Source organism: Brevundimonas sp. KH_058, assembly GCF_057838505.1.
In genome coordinates this window covers 1632615-1648870 of the sequence record NZ_CM174469.1, presented here as the reverse complement: position 1 = coordinate 1648870, position 16256 = coordinate 1632615, and the positions used below count along the sequence as shown (strand labels likewise).

The 16256-nt window shown below is 66.3% G+C and carries 15 protein-coding genes; 3 read left to right on the top strand and 12 right to left on the bottom strand.

The window, feature by feature from the left end; translation table 11 throughout:
* Position 1 precedes the first annotated feature (1 nt).
* The 8 genes from AC3ISA_RS07805 to AC3ISA_RS07770 all read right to left on the bottom strand — a co-directional run bounded on the left by AC3ISA_RS07805 (position 2) and on the right by AC3ISA_RS07770 (position 11097).
* Positions 2-3016 (bottom strand): 2-oxoglutarate dehydrogenase E1 component, encoded by a 3015-nt coding sequence (locus tag AC3ISA_RS07805; RefSeq protein ID WP_489180020.1) that lies wholly within the window; start codon positions 3014-3016, stop codon positions 2-4.
* Between the two features lie 264 nt (positions 3017-3280).
* Positions 3281-4183: a succinate--CoA ligase subunit alpha gene (gene sucD / locus AC3ISA_RS07800; RefSeq protein ID WP_372694712.1), complete on the bottom strand. Its 903-nt coding sequence runs from the start codon at positions 4181-4183 to the stop codon at positions 3281-3283.
* Positions 4184-4205: 22 nt separating this feature from the next.
* Entirely contained in the window at positions 4206-4631 is a 426-nt protein-coding gene (locus AC3ISA_RS07795) for a PIN domain-containing protein (protein WP_372694714.1), read from the bottom strand.
* Positions 4621-4875, bottom strand: coding sequence for a hypothetical protein (locus AC3ISA_RS07790; protein WP_372694716.1), 255 nt, complete (start codon positions 4873-4875; stop codon positions 4621-4623). The genes AC3ISA_RS07795 and AC3ISA_RS07790 overlap by 11 nt, the downstream gene beginning before the upstream one ends.
* Before the next feature lie 53 nt (positions 4876-4928).
* A complete protein-coding gene (locus AC3ISA_RS07785) occupies positions 4929-5846 on the bottom strand; it encodes a glycosyltransferase family protein (protein WP_372694718.1) in 918 nt (305 codons plus the stop codon).
* A 33-nt stretch (positions 5847-5879) separates the two neighbouring features.
* Positions 5880-7070: an ADP-forming succinate--CoA ligase subunit beta gene (gene sucC, locus AC3ISA_RS07780; RefSeq protein ID WP_489180019.1), complete on the bottom strand. Its 1191-nt coding sequence runs from the start codon at positions 7068-7070 to the stop codon at positions 5880-5882.
* 126 nt (positions 7071-7196) lie between these two features.
* Positions 7197-8732, bottom strand: a complete 1536-nt coding sequence (locus tag AC3ISA_RS07775) for a spinster family MFS transporter (RefSeq protein ID WP_489180018.1) — start codon at positions 8730-8732, stop codon at positions 7197-7199.
* Between the two features lie 124 nt (positions 8733-8856).
* Complete coding sequence (locus tag AC3ISA_RS07770; RefSeq protein WP_489180017.1) at positions 8857-11097, bottom strand: TonB-dependent receptor; 2241 nt, start codon at positions 11095-11097, stop codon at positions 8857-8859.
* A 180-nt stretch (positions 11098-11277) separates the two neighbouring features.
* On the opposite strand from AC3ISA_RS07770, the gene AC3ISA_RS07765 reads away from it, so the two are divergent.
* Positions 11278-12036, top strand: coding sequence for a TetR/AcrR family transcriptional regulator (locus tag AC3ISA_RS07765; protein ID WP_372694726.1), 759 nt, complete (start codon positions 11278-11280; stop codon positions 12034-12036).
* Here AC3ISA_RS07765 and AC3ISA_RS07760 read toward each other — a convergent pair.
* On the bottom strand, positions 12033-12557 hold the full coding sequence (locus tag AC3ISA_RS07760; RefSeq protein WP_489180016.1) for a DUF2306 domain-containing protein: 525 nt from the start codon (positions 12555-12557) through the stop codon (positions 12033-12035). The two genes, AC3ISA_RS07765 and AC3ISA_RS07760, sit on opposite strands and share 4 nt — an antisense overlap.
* 168 nt (positions 12558-12725) lie before the next feature.
* On the opposite strand from AC3ISA_RS07760, the gene AC3ISA_RS07755 reads away from it, so the two are divergent.
* Positions 12726-13490: a LytTR family DNA-binding domain-containing protein gene (locus AC3ISA_RS07755; protein ID WP_489180015.1), complete on the top strand. Its 765-nt coding sequence runs from the start codon at positions 12726-12728 to the stop codon at positions 13488-13490.
* 4 nt (positions 13491-13494) lie between these two features.
* Here AC3ISA_RS07755 and AC3ISA_RS07750 read toward each other — a convergent pair whose 3' ends face one another.
* Positions 13495-13938 carry a COG3650 family protein gene (locus tag AC3ISA_RS07750; RefSeq protein ID WP_372694732.1) on the bottom strand — a complete coding sequence of 148 codons (444 nt, stop codon included), beginning with the start codon at positions 13936-13938 and terminating at the stop codon, positions 13495-13497.
* Between the two features lie 81 nt (positions 13939-14019).
* On the opposite strand from AC3ISA_RS07750, the gene AC3ISA_RS07745 reads away from it, so the two are divergent.
* Entirely contained in the window at positions 14020-15138 is a 1119-nt protein-coding gene (locus tag AC3ISA_RS07745; RefSeq protein ID WP_489180014.1) for a DNA cytosine methyltransferase, read from the top strand.
* A 500-nt stretch (positions 15139-15638) separates the two neighbouring features.
* Here AC3ISA_RS07745 and AC3ISA_RS07740 read toward each other — a convergent pair whose 3' ends face one another.
* Together AC3ISA_RS07740 and AC3ISA_RS07735 are read right to left on the bottom strand one after the other, a co-directional pair.
* A complete protein-coding gene (locus AC3ISA_RS07740; protein ID WP_372694736.1) occupies positions 15639-15998 on the bottom strand; it encodes a YdbL family probable chaperone protein in 360 nt (119 codons plus the stop codon).
* Between the two features lie 34 nt (positions 15999-16032).
* On the bottom strand, positions 16033-16221 hold the full coding sequence (locus AC3ISA_RS07735; protein WP_159847615.1) for a YnbE family lipoprotein: 189 nt from the start codon (positions 16219-16221) through the stop codon (positions 16033-16035).
* Between the last annotated feature and the right edge of the window lie 35 nt (positions 16222-16256).

Here is a 16256-nt window from a genome sequence, read left to right as displayed (position 1 = left end):
ATCAGGCGAAGGCTTCGGTCGTGAAGGTGTCGAGTTCCTTCAGGTGCCGGCTCATCAAACCGGCGGCGGTCGAGGCGGAGCCCGGCCGTCCGACGTAGCGGGCGCGCTTGGAGGCGACGTCCAGCTTGTCGAGCGTCAGTTCCAGCCACGGATCGACGAAGGTCCAGCCGCCCATATTCTTGGGCTCTTCCTGGCACCAGACCACTTCGGCGTTGGGGAAGCGGGCCAGTTCCTTGCGCAGGGACTGGATCGGCCACGGATAGAACTGCTCCAGACGCAGGATGTAGACATCGTCCACGGCCTGACCGTCCTTGGCCTTCTTCTCGCGCGCGTCCAGCAGGTCGTAATAGACCTTGCCCGAGCACAGGATCACCCGGCGGATGTCCTTGTCCGCCTTGATCGTGATCCCGGCGATCTCGGGACGCGTCTGGGCGTCGTCGTGCAGCAGGCGGTGGAAGGCCGAACCCTCGGCCAGGTCCGCCATGGACGAGACCGCCTTCTTGTGACGCAACAAGGACTTGGGCGTCATCAGGATCAGCGGCTTGCGGAACGGCCGGTGCATCTGGCGACGCAGGATATGGTAGTAGTTGGCTGGGGTCGTGCAGTTGGCGACCTGCATATTGTCTTCGGCGCACTGTTGCAGGAAGCGCTCCAGGCGGGCCGAGGAGTGTTCCGGGCCCTGGCCCTCATAGCCGTGGGGCAGCAGCATGGTCAGGCCGCTCATGCGCAGCCACTTGCGTTCGCCCGAGCTGATGAACTGGTCGATCACCACCTGGGCGCCGTTCACGAAGTCGCCGAACTGGGCTTCCCACATCACCAGCGTATTGGGGTCGGCCAGCGAATAGCCGTACTCGAAGCCCAGCACCGCCTCTTCCGACAGGGCCGAGTCGATGACCTCGAAATTGGCCTGGCCTTCGCGCAGGTTGTTCAGCGGGATGTAGCGCTCTTCGGTCGTCTGATCGATGATGCCCGAGTGACGCTGCGAGAAGGTGCCGCGCACCGAATCCTGACCCGACAGGCGGATCGGGAAGCCTTCGTCGACCAGGGTGGCGAAGGCCAGGCTCTCGGCGGTGGCCCAGTCCAGACCCTGGCCCGAGGTGATGGCTTCGCGGCGACCGTCGATGACGCGCTTCAGCGTCTTGTGCATGTCGACGCTGTTGGGAATGGTGGTCAGACGGTGACCCAGGTCGGTCAGCTTGGCCAGCGGCACGGCGGTGTCTCCGCGCAGCTCGTCCTTGGGCGCCGCAAAGCCCTGCCATTGTCCGTCCAGCCAGTCGGCCTTCTCGGCGGACCAGGTCTTGCCGGCCTCGAACTGTTCGTCGAGGAACTTTTCGAAGCGCTCAAGCTCGGCGTCCACCTGTTCCTGGGTGATCACGCCTTCGCCCACCAGACGCTGCGAATAGAGTTCGCGGGTCGAGGGCTGGGCGCGGATCTTCGAATACATCAGCGGCTGGGTGAAGGTGGGATCGTCGCCTTCGTTGTGGCCAAAGCGGCGGTAGCAGAACATGTCCACCACCACGTCCTTGTGGAACTTCTGGCGGTATTCGGTGGCCACCTTGGAGGCGAAGACGACCGCTTCGGGGTCGTCGCCGTTGACGTGGAAGATCGGCGCCTGGACCATCAGGGCCACGTCCGACGGATAGGGCGAGCTGCGCGAGTTGCGCGGGCTGGTGGTGAAGCCGATCTGGTTGTTGATGACGAAGTGAAGCGTGCCGCCGGTGCGGTACCCCTTCAGCCCCATCAGGGCGAAACATTCGGCGACCACGCCCTGACCCGCGAAGGCGGCGTCGCCGTGGATCAGCAGCGGCACGACCTTGGAACGGTCCAGCGCCCACTGGCCCTCGGGCACGCCCTCGTTGGCCTCGCGGATGTCGAACGCCTGTTTGGCGCGCGCCTTGCCAAGGACGACCGGGTTGACGATTTCCAGGTGGGACGGGTTGGCGGTCAGCGACAGGTGGACGTGGTTGCCGTCGAACTCGCGGTTCGACGAGGCGCCCATATGATATTTGACGTCGCCCGAGCCCTCGATGTCGCTCGGCACGGCCGAACCACCCTGGAACTCGTGGAAGATGACCTTGTAGGGCTTGCCCATCACGGCGGCGAGCACGTTCAGGCGGCCGCGGTGGGCCATGCCCAGCACGACCTCGTCGACGCCCAGCGAACCGCCGCGCTTGATGACCTGCTCCAGCGCCGGGACCATGGCCTCGCCGCCGTCCAGGCCGAACCGCTTGGTGCCGGGGAAACGCTTGTGCAGGAAGCGTTCGAACCCTTCGGCCTCGACCAGCTTGGACAGGATGGCCAGCTTGCCTTCCTTGGAGAAGGCGTTCTGCTCGAACTTGTCGGCGCCCTCGAACCGCTGTTGCAGCCAGGATTTCTCTTCCGGCTCGGCGATGTGCATGAACTGGATGCCGACCGTACCGCAGTAGGTGCGCTTGAGGATGTCCAGCACTTCGCGGATCGTGCCGGTCTGAAGGCCCAGGACGCCGTCCAGGAAGATCGGGCGGTCCAGATCGGCGCCGGTGAAGCCATAGAATTCCGGCGTCAGCTCGGGGTTCTCCACCGGCTGTTCGATGCCCAGCGGGTCCAGCTTGGCTTGCAGGTGTCCACGCACGCGATAGCTGCGGATCAGCATCAGGGCGCGGATGGAATCATGGGCGGCGGCGCGGATCACGTCAGCCGAGACATCGGCGGGCGCAGCCTTGGCGGCGGGAGCGGCAGGCGCAGCGCCGGGCTTCTTGGGATCAGGCTTGGGCGCCGGCCAGCGGCCGTCGAAGACGCCGGTCTCCTCGGTGGGTTCGGTCGCCACGCCACGGCCCCAGCCGCCGGCCTCGGCCGAAGCGGTCACCAGCGCGGCGTTGTCGCGCAACTGGTCGAAGAAGGCTTTCCATTCCGCCGAGACGGAGCCGGGGTCCTTGGCCCACTTCTCCTGCAGCTCCTCCACATAGGCCGCATTGGACCCGTAGAGGAATGAGGTCTCGGCAAAGACCTGGTTCAGCCGACCGGCATCGTCCGCCATCGTTTCGCAATCCCTGGGCCCCGACGGACACATCTCCGTGAGGGGCGCGCCCGTCATATAGGCGTCGTTTCCTTATGGGTCATGACCGAAACGGGGCATTTGGGTGAGAAATTGGTCGCAGGCCCAAGAAAAAACGCCCCCGACCGAAGCCGAGGGCGTTCATCGATGCGTCACACGGCATTTTTGATGCCAAAAAGGCGCTCAAGCAGCGAGGCGCCGCGCGGCGAGCGATAGCGCTCGCCGCGCGGCGCGCACTGGAAAGCCTTAACCCTTCAGCACTTCAACCAGGGTCTTGCCCAGGCGAGCCGGCGATTCCGACATGCGGATGCCGGCGGCTTCCATGGCGGCGATCTTGGATTCCGCATCGCCCTTGCCGCCCGAGACGACGGCGCCGGCGTGGCCCATGGTGCGGCCCTTGGGCGCGGTGCGTCCGGCGATGAAGCCGGCCATCGGCTTCTTGCGGCCCTTCTTGGCTTCGTCGATCAGGAACTGGGCGGCGTCTTCTTCCGCGCCGCCGCCGATTTCGCCGATCATGATGATCGAGGTTGTTTCCTCATCGGCCAGGAACAGCTCCAGCACGTCGATGAACTCGGCGCCCTTGACCGGATCGCCGCCGATGCCGACGGCCGTGGTCTGGCCCAGGCCTTCGTTGGTGGTCTGGAACACGGCTTCATAGGTCAGGGTGCCCGAACGCGACACGATGCCGACCGAGCCCTTCTTGAAGATGTTGCCCGGCATGATGCCGATCTTGCACTCGTCCGGCGTCAGGATGCCGGGGCAGTTCGGACCCAGCAGGCGCGACTTGGAGCCTTCCAGGCGGCGCTTGACGTTGACCATATCCAGCACCGGGATGCCTTCGGTGATGCAGGTGATGAAGGGGATCTCGGCGTCGATGGCTTCGATGATGGCGGCGGCCGCGCCCGACGGCGGGACGTAGATCACCGAGGCGTCGGCGCCCGTGGCGTCGCGGGCTTCGGCGACCGAGGCGTAGATCGGCAGGGTTTCTCCGTGCGAACCCGTCCAGCTGGCGCCGCCCTTGGTCGGGTGAACGCCGGCGACCATCTGGGTGCCGTGATAGGCCAGCGCCTGTTCGGTGTGGAAGCCGCCGGTCTTGCCGGTCAGGCCTTGGACGATGATCTTGGTGTCTTTGTTGACGAGGATGGACATGGGGATTCCGTTCTTGGGGACGTCAGAGGTTCAGGAAGGGGTTTTCGACTTGGACCGACCCGTAGGTCTGACCGTGATTGAGATCCTCGGAATAGAGGACCTTGGCGCCGATCTTTTCGGCGGCGGCGATGATGGCGCCATCCCAATAGGACAGCTGGTAGCGGCGGGCGTGGTCGATGCCGGCCAGCACCACCCCAGGCGTCACCGGCTGGCAGGGCTTCATGGCGATCACACGAATCCATTCTCTGGCCTCATCTGATGTCAGCGGCGGCGCGCCTTTGCGGGTAGAGACATTGTAGAACTCGGCCAGCACCTGGCCTGAGGTGCAATAATCCTGGGTCAAGGCGATCTCTCGCGCCCGTTCCCAGCGATAGCCTGCGTGTTCCTGTCCCAGTGCGGCGTAAAGCAGAATATTGGTGTCGAGGAAGACCTCTGAGTTAGCGATCAAACCGACGATCTCCGCTGTAGATCTCGTCTCGTTTGCCGGGTCGCCAGTCGCCCATGCGACCCTTGGATTCGTCGATCAGCTTCAGCAGCGCCTCGCGCGCCTCGTCCTTGGAGGCTTCCTGCTGCACCATGCTTGTCAGGAAGCCGCGCACCATCTCGTTGACGCTGGTCCGCTTCATGGCGGCCAGCACCCGCACCTTGTCGAGCAGGGCGTCGTCGATGGCGAGGGTCAGGTTACGGGTCATGAATCTACACGGGTTATGTGGAACACATAGGCCGTGCGGATCGGCCGGACAAGTCAGTTCCGGGTCGCTCGGTCGCCAACCTTGATGTCGAGCAACAGACCCAGCCGCCTCAACACCCAGATTTGGAGGTTCGTCAGACTGTAGAGGCGGGCGAACAGGGCGCGCTCGTGACCCGTTTCACGAGCCTTGGCGTACACCATTTGCTGACGACGACGCCGGCGACCGATCTCGATCGTGTCGCCTGTCTCCAGACGTCTGTCCCACTTGGCGCGCCAGGCGTCCAGTGAGATGGCGTCATAGTGGAGCAGCCAAACCGGCCGGCCGTTTAGAGGATCGCGAGCGCTTACGGCCTTCAGCGGCGCACCGTCCTGTTTGGCTTCATGGATGCAGGCCGTGACGCCGACCTTGCCGCGCCTCACGGCGTATTTGCCCATGTGGTGGCCCAGCAGCCCACGAACGAAAAACGCGCCTGCGCCCGGATAGAGGCAGTAGCTGAGCTCGGACCAGAACAGGCCGCTGTAAGCCTTGCGGGCAAAACGGGCTCCATACTCGCGGTCAAGATCGTCTCCGACGCGCCAGACCGCCTCAACGGTTGGAAAAATCACCAGATCCCGAGACGCGGGCGCCGCACTCAGCACGGCGTCAAGGCTCGCGTCGCAATGGATCAGTTCATCGATATCGACGACCACCAGCCAGTCCGCGACAATCTTGTCGTAAGCATCCTTGTAGACCCGTCGTTGTCGCGCTTCGACGGAAGTCGGGCGACCGCCGCGACGCGCCCAGAAGGCATCGTCGCAGACGATCAACGCCTCATCGCCCAGTCCGACGTCCGCAGGCCGGGGCGCGGCCTCGGCGGCTCCGTCGAAATAGACGCGAACCCGCGCGGCGCCTTTTCGTCGATAGTGATCGACGAAGACGGCGATGTGCCGATCCGGCGCCAGGGCCATGGCGACGACCTCGAACCGTGTCATCGCTTGCTCCACTGGCGCCGACGGCGTTCGGGATCAGCCGACGGCGGCCACAATCTTCTGGGCGGCGTCGTCCAGGTCGTCGGCGGCCTGGATGGTCAGGCCCGACTCGTTCAGGATTTTCTTGCCCAGTTCCGCGTTGGTGCCTTCCAGACGCACGACCAGCGGCACCTTCAGGCCCACTTCCTTGACGGCCGCGACGACGCCTTCGGCGATGACGTCGCACTTCATGATGCCGCCGAAGATGTTGACCAGGATGCCCTGGACGTTCGGGTCTGCGGTGATGATCTTGAAGGCCGCAGCCACCTTCTCCTTGCCGGCGCCGCCGCCGACGTCGCAGAAGTTGGCCGGCTCCTTGCCGTACAGTTTGATGATGTCCATCGTCGCCATGGCCAGGCCGGCGCCGTTGACCATGCAGCCGATGTTGCCGTCCAGCGAGACGTAGGCGAGGTCCCACTTGGACGCCTCGATCTCCTTGGCGTCTTCCTCGGTTTCGTCGCGCAGGGCCTTCATGTCGTCGTGGCGGAACAGGGCGTTGCCGTCGAAGCTGACCTTGGCGTCCAGGACGCGCAGATGGCCATCCTTCATGACGATCAGGGGGTTCACCTCCAGCATGTCCATGTCCTTCTCGACGAAGGCCTTGTACAGCGCCGGGAACAGGGACTTGGCGTCCTCGGCCGCGGCGCCGGTCAGTCCGTAGGCGGCGCTGATGGCGGCGACGTCGGCGTCGGTCACGCCCGCGCTCGGGTCGATGACGATGTTCTGGATCTTCTCGGGCGTGTCGTGGGCGACGGTTTCGATGTCCATGCCGCCTTCGGTCGAGACGACGAAGGCGATGCGGCCATAGGCGCGGTCGACCAGCAGCGAGCAGTACAGCTCACGATCGATGTCGGCGCCGTCCTCGATATAGAGGCGGTTGACCTGCTTGCCTGCGTCGCCCGTCTGGGCGGTGACCAGGGTGTTGCCCAGCATTTCCCTGGCGTGGGCGACGGCCTCTTCGACCGAGAAGGCCAGGCGAACGCCGCCCTTGGCGTCGGCCGGCAGTTCCTTGAACTTGCCCTTGCCGCGTCCGCCGGCGTGGATCTGCGACTTCACGACATAGAGCGGGCCGGGCAGGGATCTGGCGGCCGCCTCGACCTGATCGACCGACGTCACTGCGACGCCTTCGGCGACGGGGGCGCCGAAGCCTTTGAGGACCTGCTTGGCCTGATATTCGTGGATGTTCATGAGGGACCGTCGCAACCGCTGCTGGGAGAGTTGCGGGGCTTATAGGACTCTCTTTTGCATTGCGCTACCGACCTTCGGCCTACTTTAGCGCAGCCCTTCGCAGGTGCGAGCGTCCACAGCCCCCCTTTAGTCGACCCAGTCCTTCTTGAGGGTGCGCGACGCCCCGATCAGCAGGATCGCCGCCAGCACATAGAAGCCCATGCCGGTGTAGATGGCCCAGCGCAGGCTCTCGTCGCCGAAGCGCGGCGCCAGCAGGTCGCTCATCCAGCCGAAATAGTAGAAGCCGACCGCGATCCCGAGCAGATTGTTCAGCAACAGGAACAGGGCCGAGGCCGTCGAGCGCATGGCCGCCGGCGCCAGATGCTGGACCGCCGCCGTGATCGGACCCAGCCAGGCGAGGTTCAGACCCGTAGGCAACAAGAAGATCAGGAAGGCCAGGGTCAGCTGCTGCGCATGGCTGCCGCCGCCGGGCAGGACCAGGCCGATCAGCCAGGGCGAATTCATCGCCAGGATGAAGCACGGCGCCGAGATCAGGAAGGCGATGGCCGGCGTCAGCGGATAGGCGCCCTTGCCCTTCTTCGACAGTTTGTCGGCGATCATGCCGCCCAGCCAGATGCCCAGGATGCCGCCGATCAGCGCGATGCCCGAATAGTAGATGCTGGTCTGTTTCAGGGTCAGGTCGAAGCTGCGCATGAAGAACAGGGGCAACCAGCCGGCGACGCCGTAGCCACACACCGACGACGAGGCCGCACCCAGGCCCAGCAGCCAGAAGCTGGGCTTACGGATCACCACCGAGGCGGTGCGCCGCGCGATCATCAGGGATATGCCGATCACCACCGCCAAGAGGCCGCCGAACGCCAGCACCAGCGGATTGCCCAACGACGTGCCCATCAACCAGCTCAAGGCCCCGAGGATCAGCAGGCCGGTGCCGAGACCCAGCATGATCTGGGCGGCGATCTTGCCGGCCCTGTCCGTGCCGACGGGGGCGGCGGCCAAGGCTGCGACCTGAGCCTCGGTCTTGACCGCATCGGTCCCTCCCCGCTTGGGATCCTTCACCGTCAGCCGCAACAGCGGCGCGACCAGCACGCCCAGCAGACCGACGACGATGAAGGCAGTGCGCCAGCCGTAGGTCGCGGCCAAGAGGCCGCCGACCAGGGTGCCCGCCGCCATACCCAGCGGAATGCCGAAGGCGAAGGCGGCCATGGCGCGCGCCCGCTGATGCGGCGGGAAATAGTCGGCGATCAGGGAATAGGCCGGGGCCACCCCGCCCGCCTCGCCGATGCCCACGCCCATCCGGCAAAGGAACAGCTGGCCGAACGAGCCCGCCATGCCGCACAGGGCCGTAAAGCCCGACCAGACGGCCAGGGCGCCGGTCATGATCCAGACCCGGCTGAACCGGTCCGCCATCCAGGCCAGGGGAATGGCCAATGTCGAATAGACCGAGGCGAAGGCGATGCCGCCCAACAGGCCGAACTGGCTGTCGGACATGCCGAACTCTTCCTTCAGCGGCGCGGCCAGGATGCCGATGATCTGGCGATCCAGGAAGTTCAGCATGTAGATCAGAATCAGGACCGCCAGCACATAGTAGCGATAGCCGGGCCGTTCGGGCCGCACCTTGTCCTCGACCGCCTTGTCGCGGGCCGTCAGCGTATCCGTCGTCATCGGCGTTTCCCTCGGCATCTTCTTGTTCGTTGAGACGAGCCTAGCCGCAACTCTGCTCACTGCAAACAAAAGGGCGGCGGCCCGGAGACCGCCGCCCCTCGTCGTCAGGCGTTTTGGATAGGGATCAGAACTTCAGGCCCAGTGTGGCCGTGACCGTGCGCGGCGGGCCGTAGAAGCCGATGATCGAGTTGCCGGTCAAAGCGCCGGGGAAGTTGTAGCCGCCGACGCGGTAGCGTTCGTCGCCCAGGTTCTTGCCGTGGACGCCGAAGGTCAGGCGGTCGTCGGACGAGGTCCAGACGATGCTGGCGTCATACATCCAGTAGGCGTCCTGATCGAGCAGCGGCGCCGCCGTCTCGAACTGCTGGTAGGCGCCGCGATAGGCGACCGACGGGATGAAGGCGATCGACGAACCGTTCTCCATGAACCAGTTGTAGGTCGCGCCGATCGAGCCGGTCCATTCCGGGGTATTCTGGAAATCGCGTTGCGACGACACATCCACGAAGCACCCGACCGCCGTGGGGCAGGTCGCGTTCAGCGGGCCGGTTGGGATATAGGCCAGGAACTGGTCGAACTTGGCATCGATATAGCTGAGCGAGGCGTTGATCGTCAGGGCGCTGGTCGCGCGCAGACGACCTTCGAACTCCCAGCCTCGGATCGACGACGAGCCGACGTTGTCCACCACCGAGGCGATGGTCGCGCCTGCCGGATACTGGGTCGTGATCTGCTGGTCTTCATAGCTGGAATCGAAGATCGCCGTGGCGAAGGTCAGCCGACGATCCAGCAGCGAGCCCTTCAGCCCGATTTCGTAGGTCTCGACGGTCTCGGGCGCATAGCCGTTGACGGTGGCGGGATAAAGGACCGCATCGCCGCGCATGTCGAAGCCGCCGGACTTGAAGCCCTCGCCCCAAGAGGCATAGGCCGTCAGATCCGGGCCGAACTTGTAGTTGACCGAGACGCGCGGGGTGAACTTCTCGAACTCGCGGGTGCGGGTGTAGTTGGTGCGCGGCGCGCCCAGCGGCACGGCGGCGTTGTTGCCGAAATAGGGGCTGCGGATGCCCAGATACTGCTGGCGGAAGACCGTGCCTTCCTTCTCGTCCTTGGTGAAGCGACCGCCGACCGAGACCGACAGGGCGTCGGTCACGTCATAGCTGAAGTCCGCGAAGGCGGCGTAGCTCTTGGTGGCCACCGAACCCGAGGTCAGGGTGGTCAGATTGGCCAGGCCCACGACGGTGTCGAAGGCGCCCGAGGCGTTGGCGTCCATGTAGAAGACGCCGGCGACGCCGTTCAGACGGCCCGCGCTGACCACCACCTGGAACTCCTGGCTGAACTGGTCGTCGTCATAGGCGGCGGGGATGTCGAGGATCGGCCCCGGCAGGTTGTCGAAGTCTATGTTTCCGCGCGTGAAGCCGTCGCGATAGGCGGTGATCGACTTGAAGGTCAGCAGGTCGCTCATCTCCCATTCGCCGGTCAGCGACACGCCGCGCGTCTGGACGCGGTTCTTGTCGCCGGCTCCGGCGTTGGTGTCATAGGGGTCCGACGGCGACGGCGCGGCCTCGCGGTGACCGTGGCGGGCATTGGAATCGTCGTTCACCAGGTCGCCGGCCAGTCGGAAGAACAGGCTGTCGGTCGGGGTCCATTCCGCACTGGCGCGGAAGGCGGTGACATCCTTGTTGTAGTGTTCGTTGCCGGTGTTCAGGTTCTTGCCGTAGCCGTCGCGCAGATAGCGGGCCAGGGCGGCCGAGACCTTGAACTCGTCGCTGAAAGGCAGCTGGGCGCTGGCGATCACGTCGCGCTGGTTATAGCTGCCGTAGGAGGCGCGCAGGCGACCTTCGGGCTCATCGGCGTCGATGCGGCGGGTGACGTATTTGATCGCGCCGCCGATGGTGTTGCGGCCGTAAAGGGTGCCTTGCGGGCCGCGCAGAACCTCGACCCGCTCCACGTCGAAGATGTCCAGAACGGCGGCCTGCGGGCGGGCCACATAGACGTCGTCGATATACAGTCCCACGCCGGGATCGAAGCCCCACAGCGGATCCTGCTGGCCCACGCCGCGAATGAAGGAGATCAGGGTCGAGTTCGAGCCGCGCGCGGCATTCAGCGTCAGGCTGGGCGTCGAGCGCGCCAGTTCGGTGATGTCCAGGGCGCCGCGCGCCTCCAGCTGTTCGCCGCTGACGGCGGTGACGGCGACCGGCACGTCCTGCAGGCTTTCGGCACGACGGCGCGCGGTGACGACGATGTCGTCGACTGTGGCGGCATCCTGATTGTTGGCCGCTTGAGCGGTCGCCTCTGCGTCCTGGGCGACCGAGGCCCCCGCAAGCACGCCCCACGCCGCGCCGGCCAGCAGCGCGCACTTCACATGACGGTTCATGATCCTAGACCCCTTGTTGTCGTTTCCAGCCCGATTGACGCTTTTATTCAGCGTTCAATGATTTTCACGGAACCTACCGGGTTTCGCCCGGCTGTCAAACGCTGTGCTGACGCAAGGTCACTTGAGCTGTCGAGCGTGGCGCCGTTGCACCGGGGTTAGGTCGCGCCTAAGCCTTGCCGCATGAGCAAGCCGGACGCCGCAATCCCGACACCCCGCCCCGCCGCCGCCGTGCGTCGCAAGGCGGCGGGCGCTGCGCCGGCCCGTCGGGGTCGTCCGCCCAAGGCCCAGGCCAAGGCGGCGGGCGAGACCCGCGACCTGATCCTGGACGCGGCCGAGGATCTGTTCTCCAAGCACGGCTTCTATGGCGTCACCATCCGCGAGGTGGCGCGCGAGGCGGGCGTGGATACCGCACTTGTGCACTACTATTTCGGAGCCAAGCGCGAGTTGTTCGACGCCGTCTTCCTGCGACGGGCAGAGGTGTGGAACGCCGACCGGGTCTCAGCCATCGACCGCTATGCCGAGACGGCAGGGGCGGACATGACGCTGGAGGGCTTGCTCGAAGCCTTCCTACGACCGCCGTTCGAATGGTCGCTGAAGGGCGGGCCGGGCTGGAAACATTATTCCGCCCTGGTGGCCCAGACCAACGCCAACCCCAGTTTCGGCGGCGAGACGATGGCCCGATATTTCGACCCGGCCATCCACCGGCTGATCGAACTGATCGCCGTGGTCTTGCCGGACGCCAGCGAAGTCGATCTGTACTGGGGCTATCACAATCTGTCGGGCGCCCTGACCCTGACGCTGGGCGAGACGGGGCGGCTGGACCGGCTGTCGAACGGCCGGGCGCGATCTGGCGATCTGGAGACGGCGGGCGACTATATGGTCCGGTTCGCCGCCGCCGGCTTCCGCGCCGTGGTCGGGATGTCGCCGCGCCGGCCTTAACCGAAGAAGATCGCCCACATCAGCCGGCCGGGCAGGAAGGTGAAGGCGCCGGCGACGATCAGGCCGCCGACGAACATTCCCGTCATGGCGCGCCGGTGGTCGGCGATGCGGTGACGACGCGCGGCATGGACGGCCATCGGCAGGGCGATCACGGTCCAGCCGCTGAGCAGGTGGATCAGGGACAGGCCGCCCGGACCGCCCGGATTGAGCCGGTGGATGAAGAAGGAGCTGACCGCCGTCGTCGCCATGGCCAGCACCCAGATCCAGCCCAGGGTCCGGTGCAGTCGATTTCCCTTGACCCCGATCAGCAGGACGATGCCGATCGCCAGGGCCGTCAGGGCGGCGGCGACGTGGATCTGGATCGCCGGCGGCGAGGTCAGCAGCAGGCGCCAGTCGGGGACGTGCGGTGTGAATCCCATCCGCGCCAGCCGCCCGTCATCGACCGCCAGATAGGCGACGAGTGGGACTATCAGCAGAGCGAGGGCCAGGACGGACGGCGCGAGACGGGACAGGCGAGGCATGGGAAATCTCCGTTTGCACCGTCCTGACTTGCCGCGTCCGGCCGCACATCCCGCGCTTCGCCAACGCCCATCTGTGCTGCGCCAACGCCCACCTGTCTTTCGCCCCCTCCTTTCAACGGGCGGGAAATCGTGGTCTCAAGGCGCGATCTTCCGATGCCGAAAGCCGCCATGACACCCCTTGCCGCCGACCGCCGCCGCACGTTCCTGCGCGGCCTGATCGTCGCCGTTCTGGGCGGCGTCTTCCTGGCGATGACCGGGGCGTTCGGGACGGCGGGCGCGGCGTTCGGGCCACGGCTGGCCTATTGGGTCGTGGTCATGGTGCTGGGCGGGCTGTGGGGCCATCTGTGCGCCGCATGGGTCGGCCGGTATCTGGACGTGGACGAGCGGCCGTGGCTGACCATCGCGGTCATGGTGGTGATGATCACCGGGCCGGCGTGCGTCCTCGTCTGGGCCGCGACGGGCCTGTTCTTCGCCCAGCGCCTGTACCCGTTGGCGGTGCTGCCTCAGGTGGTCGTGCCGGTCGTGGTGGTGACGGCGGCGGTCACGACGCTGAACGTTTTCCTGGGGCGCGCCCGGCCGGTTCAGACCCATGCGTCGCCGCCACAGACGGCGGCCCGGCCCGTGCGGTTTCTCGAACGCCTGCCGATGAAGCTGAAGGGCGCTGAGATCCGCGCGGTCCAGGCCGAGGACCATTATCTGCGCATCCACACCGACCGGGGATCGGACCTGATCCTGATGCGGTTGTCGGATGCGGTCGAGGAGCTGGAAGGGCTGGAGGGCGCCCAGACGCACCGCAGCTGGTGGGTGGCGCGCGAGGCTGTGCGCGGGGTCGAGCGCGGCGACGGCCGGGCGACCCTGACGCTGGACGGCGGCCTGTCGGCGCCGGTCAGCCGCCGCTACGCCCGGATGCTGCGCGACGCCGAATGGTGGTGAAGGATCAGGGGGCGGGTTGCGCCGTCAGCATCGACGCCGGGGCGGCGCAGCCGGTCAGGGTGTCGTCGCCGATCTCGACCTTGGCCGTCAGCGGATAGGTGCGGTCGCTCATGCCGTCCGAGCATTCGGTGGCGATGAGGACGACGTTCAAGGCCTGGTTCAGGTCGGTGGAGCTGGCGAAGGTGGCGACCGTCCCCTGAACCGTCGCGCCACGATTGGGCGCACGCTGGGTCGGCTGATCGACGCGGGTGTAGATCAGGGCGTCGGGCGTGATCTCCACCCCCCAGAAGGGTTCGGCGCCGAGCGCGCGCACCGGCTTGCCCAGATCGACGCCGCCCAGGGTCGCGGCCGTCTCGGGCGCAGATGCGGCCTTGGGTGCGTTGGCCTCGCGGTCGTAACAGCCGGCCAGGGCGGCGCCGGCCAGCAAAACGGGCAATATGAAACGCATGGACGGCCTCCCTTTCGTCCTTGCGCAGGTGTGGTTGCGTGCGGCCTCGGTCAAGGGCGGAGCCTGGGTTATGCTGGCGGGATGTCGATTCGCCCCAGCGCCTACGAGTTCTTCGCCGGGGGCGGCCTGGCGGGTCTGGGCCTGTCGGCCGCAGGCATAGACACGGTCTTCGCCAACGACATGGATGCGGCCAAGGCGCGGGCCTTCGTCGCCAATCATCCGCACACGCCGTTTCGCCAAGGGGATGTCTGGGGCCTGACGGTCGAGGATTTGCCGGGGCGGCCGGACATGGCGTGGGCCTCGTCGCCCTGTCAGGACGTCAGCCTGGCGGGCGCGCGGGGCGGGCTGGAGGCCGGACGATCCGGCGCCTTCTGGGGCTTCTGGCGGTTGATGCAGGGTCTGGCGGCCGAAGGGCGCGGCCCGCGTGTGATCGTGCTGGAGAACGTCATCGGCCTGCTGACCTCAGGTCAGGGTCGGGATTTCGCAGCCGTGTGCGCTGCCATGACCGAGGCGGGCTACACGGTCGGGGCGCTGGAGATGGACGCCGCCCATTGGTTGCCCCAGTCGCGGCCGAGGCTGTTCGTGGTCGCCGTGAGGGGCGAGGCGCCGCGTGCGGCTGGGCCGGTGTCGCCCTTTCATTCGCCGCGCCTGATCGCCGCCCATGACCGCCTGCCCGAGGCGGTGAAGGCGGCCTGGGCCTGGTGGTCCCTGCCCGCGCCGTCGCAACGCAATCTGGATCTGGCGGCGGTGCTGGAGCCGGACGAGAACGTGAAATGGCTGGAGGATGCGGACGCCATCCTGGCCCTGGCCGGGCCGCTGCACCGCGCCCGGATCGCAGCGGCCGTGGCCTCGGGCCGGCGCTGCGTCGGAACCGCCTATCGGCGTGTGCGGACCGAGGACGGCGAGAAGGTCCAGCGGCTGGAGGTTCGGTTCGACGGCCTGGCCGGATGTCTGAGGACGCCGGCCGGCGGGTCGTCGCGGCAATATGTGGTGGTGTGCGATCAGGGCCGGGCGCGGGTGCGGCGCCTGACCGGGCGCGAGGCGGCGCGGCTGATGGGGGTGGGCGAGGACTATCGCCTGCCGTCCAGCGAAAGCGCGGCGCTGAAGCTGATGGGCGACGCCGTCGCCGTGCCGGTGGTCAGGGCGCTGGCCGAGGGGCTCTTACTGCCTGCGCTGCTGGATAGACGCGCGGCGGCCTGATCCGGCGAGGCGGTTAGGGCGGAATTGCACTCCAACGGAAAAACAGTGCAAGTCGTGCAAATTCACGTCAGCGCGTTGTTTTCGTTTAAGTAAAGTTCGGCCTCGAATTGCACTGGTGCAACAAGGTGCAATTTGCACGACGAAGTTGGACTCCGAAAAAACAGTCTAACGAGTCCAAGAGTCCAAGTCGTGGGGATGGCGATGTCAAAGACCGGGCATGCATCATAACCCGGTCCGACGTGGCGCTAAGGAAGATGACGATCCGGCGATCCAACAGGCTGAAAAAGCGGCTGTCTCTTTCGTCAAATAGGATGGCTAGAGGCTTCGGCGGCTACGAGGCTCCATTCTCGCTCTCCTCCCGCTCATCCCGGCGAAAGCCGGGACCCAGACCTTTGGGCGAAAGGCGCCTAAGATCGAAGGTCGGTGGTCATCCCACGCACCGGCGATGCGAAAGCACTGGGTCCCGGCTTTCGCCGGGATGAGCGGATTAGGGGGCTAACCTAGCGCTGGACCCACTGGCCCTGGGCGTTGCGGTACCACTGGCCCGAGGAGATGCGGGGCAGGAGCTGGGATTCGAACATCCGGGCGCCGGCGACATCGGCCGAGGTGCCGGCGTCGGTCGCGCTGCGGGCGTAGGCGGCGCGGCGGCCGGCGTTGGTGGCGTCGACGGCGGCGCGCAGGCCGGCGTCCGAGGTCGGGGTGCGGAAGCCCAAGAAGCCGTCGGCCTGTTCGCCGACCGTGCCGGCGGCCTTGGCCTGGTCGATCTGGGCCTTTTGGGCGCCGGTCTGGGCGATGGCGGCCCCGGCGATACCCATGGCGGCCACAGCGGCGCCGATGACGAAGAGTTTGCGGAAGGTCATGTCAGCCTGTCCCTTTCAGAAGAGAAGCGGGAAATCAGAAGAGGTTGGGGTTTTGCTGGAGCAGCGTCTGCAGCTCCTGATCCAGGCGGACGCGCACGTCGGCATCCAGCTTGGCATAGATCTGGATCGGCGCGACCTCAAGACGGATGGTCGGGGCGCAGGCCGCGAGAGCGACGACGACCGCTCCGAAGCCGAGGCCGGCCAGTTGGCGCTTGTGGATCATGACGTGGACTCCGGTACGGCCGAGAATGATGGGTC

Coding starts and splice junctions, on each gene's coding strand:
- AC3ISA_RS07760 (WP_489180016.1), bottom strand. CDS start 12,557: ATGCCTCGCCTGTCCCGTCTCGCGCCGTCCGTCCTGGCCCTCGCTCTG.
- AC3ISA_RS07805 (WP_489180020.1), bottom strand. CDS start 3,016: ATGGCGGACGATGCCGGTCGGCTGAACCAGGTCTTTGCCGAGACCTCA.
- AC3ISA_RS07775 (WP_489180018.1), bottom strand. CDS start 8,732: ATGACGACGGATACGCTGACGGCCCGCGACAAGGCGGTCGAGGACAAG.
- sucD (WP_372694712.1), bottom strand. CDS start 4,183: ATGTCCATCCTCGTCAACAAAGACACCAAGATCATCGTCCAAGGCCTG.
- AC3ISA_RS07735 (WP_159847615.1), bottom strand. CDS start 16,221: ATGATCCACAAGCGCCAACTGGCCGGCCTCGGCTTCGGAGCGGTCGTC.
- AC3ISA_RS07790 (WP_372694716.1), bottom strand. CDS start 4,875: ATGACCCGTAACCTGACCCTCGCCATCGACGACGCCCTGCTCGACAAG.
- AC3ISA_RS07765 (WP_372694726.1), top strand. CDS start 11,278: ATGAGCAAGCCGGACGCCGCAATCCCGACACCCCGCCCCGCCGCCGCC.
- AC3ISA_RS07785 (WP_372694718.1), bottom strand. CDS start 5,846: ATGACACGGTTCGAGGTCGTCGCCATGGCCCTGGCGCCGGATCGGCAC.
- AC3ISA_RS07755 (WP_489180015.1), top strand. CDS start 12,726: ATGACACCCCTTGCCGCCGACCGCCGCCGCACGTTCCTGCGCGGCCTG.
- AC3ISA_RS07770 (WP_489180017.1), bottom strand. CDS start 11,097: ATGAACCGTCATGTGAAGTGCGCGCTGCTGGCCGGCGCGGCGTGGGGC.
- AC3ISA_RS07750 (WP_372694732.1), bottom strand. CDS start 13,938: ATGCGTTTCATATTGCCCGTTTTGCTGGCCGGCGCCGCCCTGGCCGGC.
- AC3ISA_RS07740 (WP_372694736.1), bottom strand. CDS start 15,998: ATGACCTTCCGCAAACTCTTCGTCATCGGCGCCGCTGTGGCCGCCATG.
- sucC (WP_489180019.1), bottom strand. CDS start 7,070: ATGAACATCCACGAATATCAGGCCAAGCAGGTCCTCAAAGGCTTCGGC.
- AC3ISA_RS07745 (WP_489180014.1), top strand. CDS start 14,020: ATGTCGATTCGCCCCAGCGCCTACGAGTTCTTCGCCGGGGGCGGCCTG.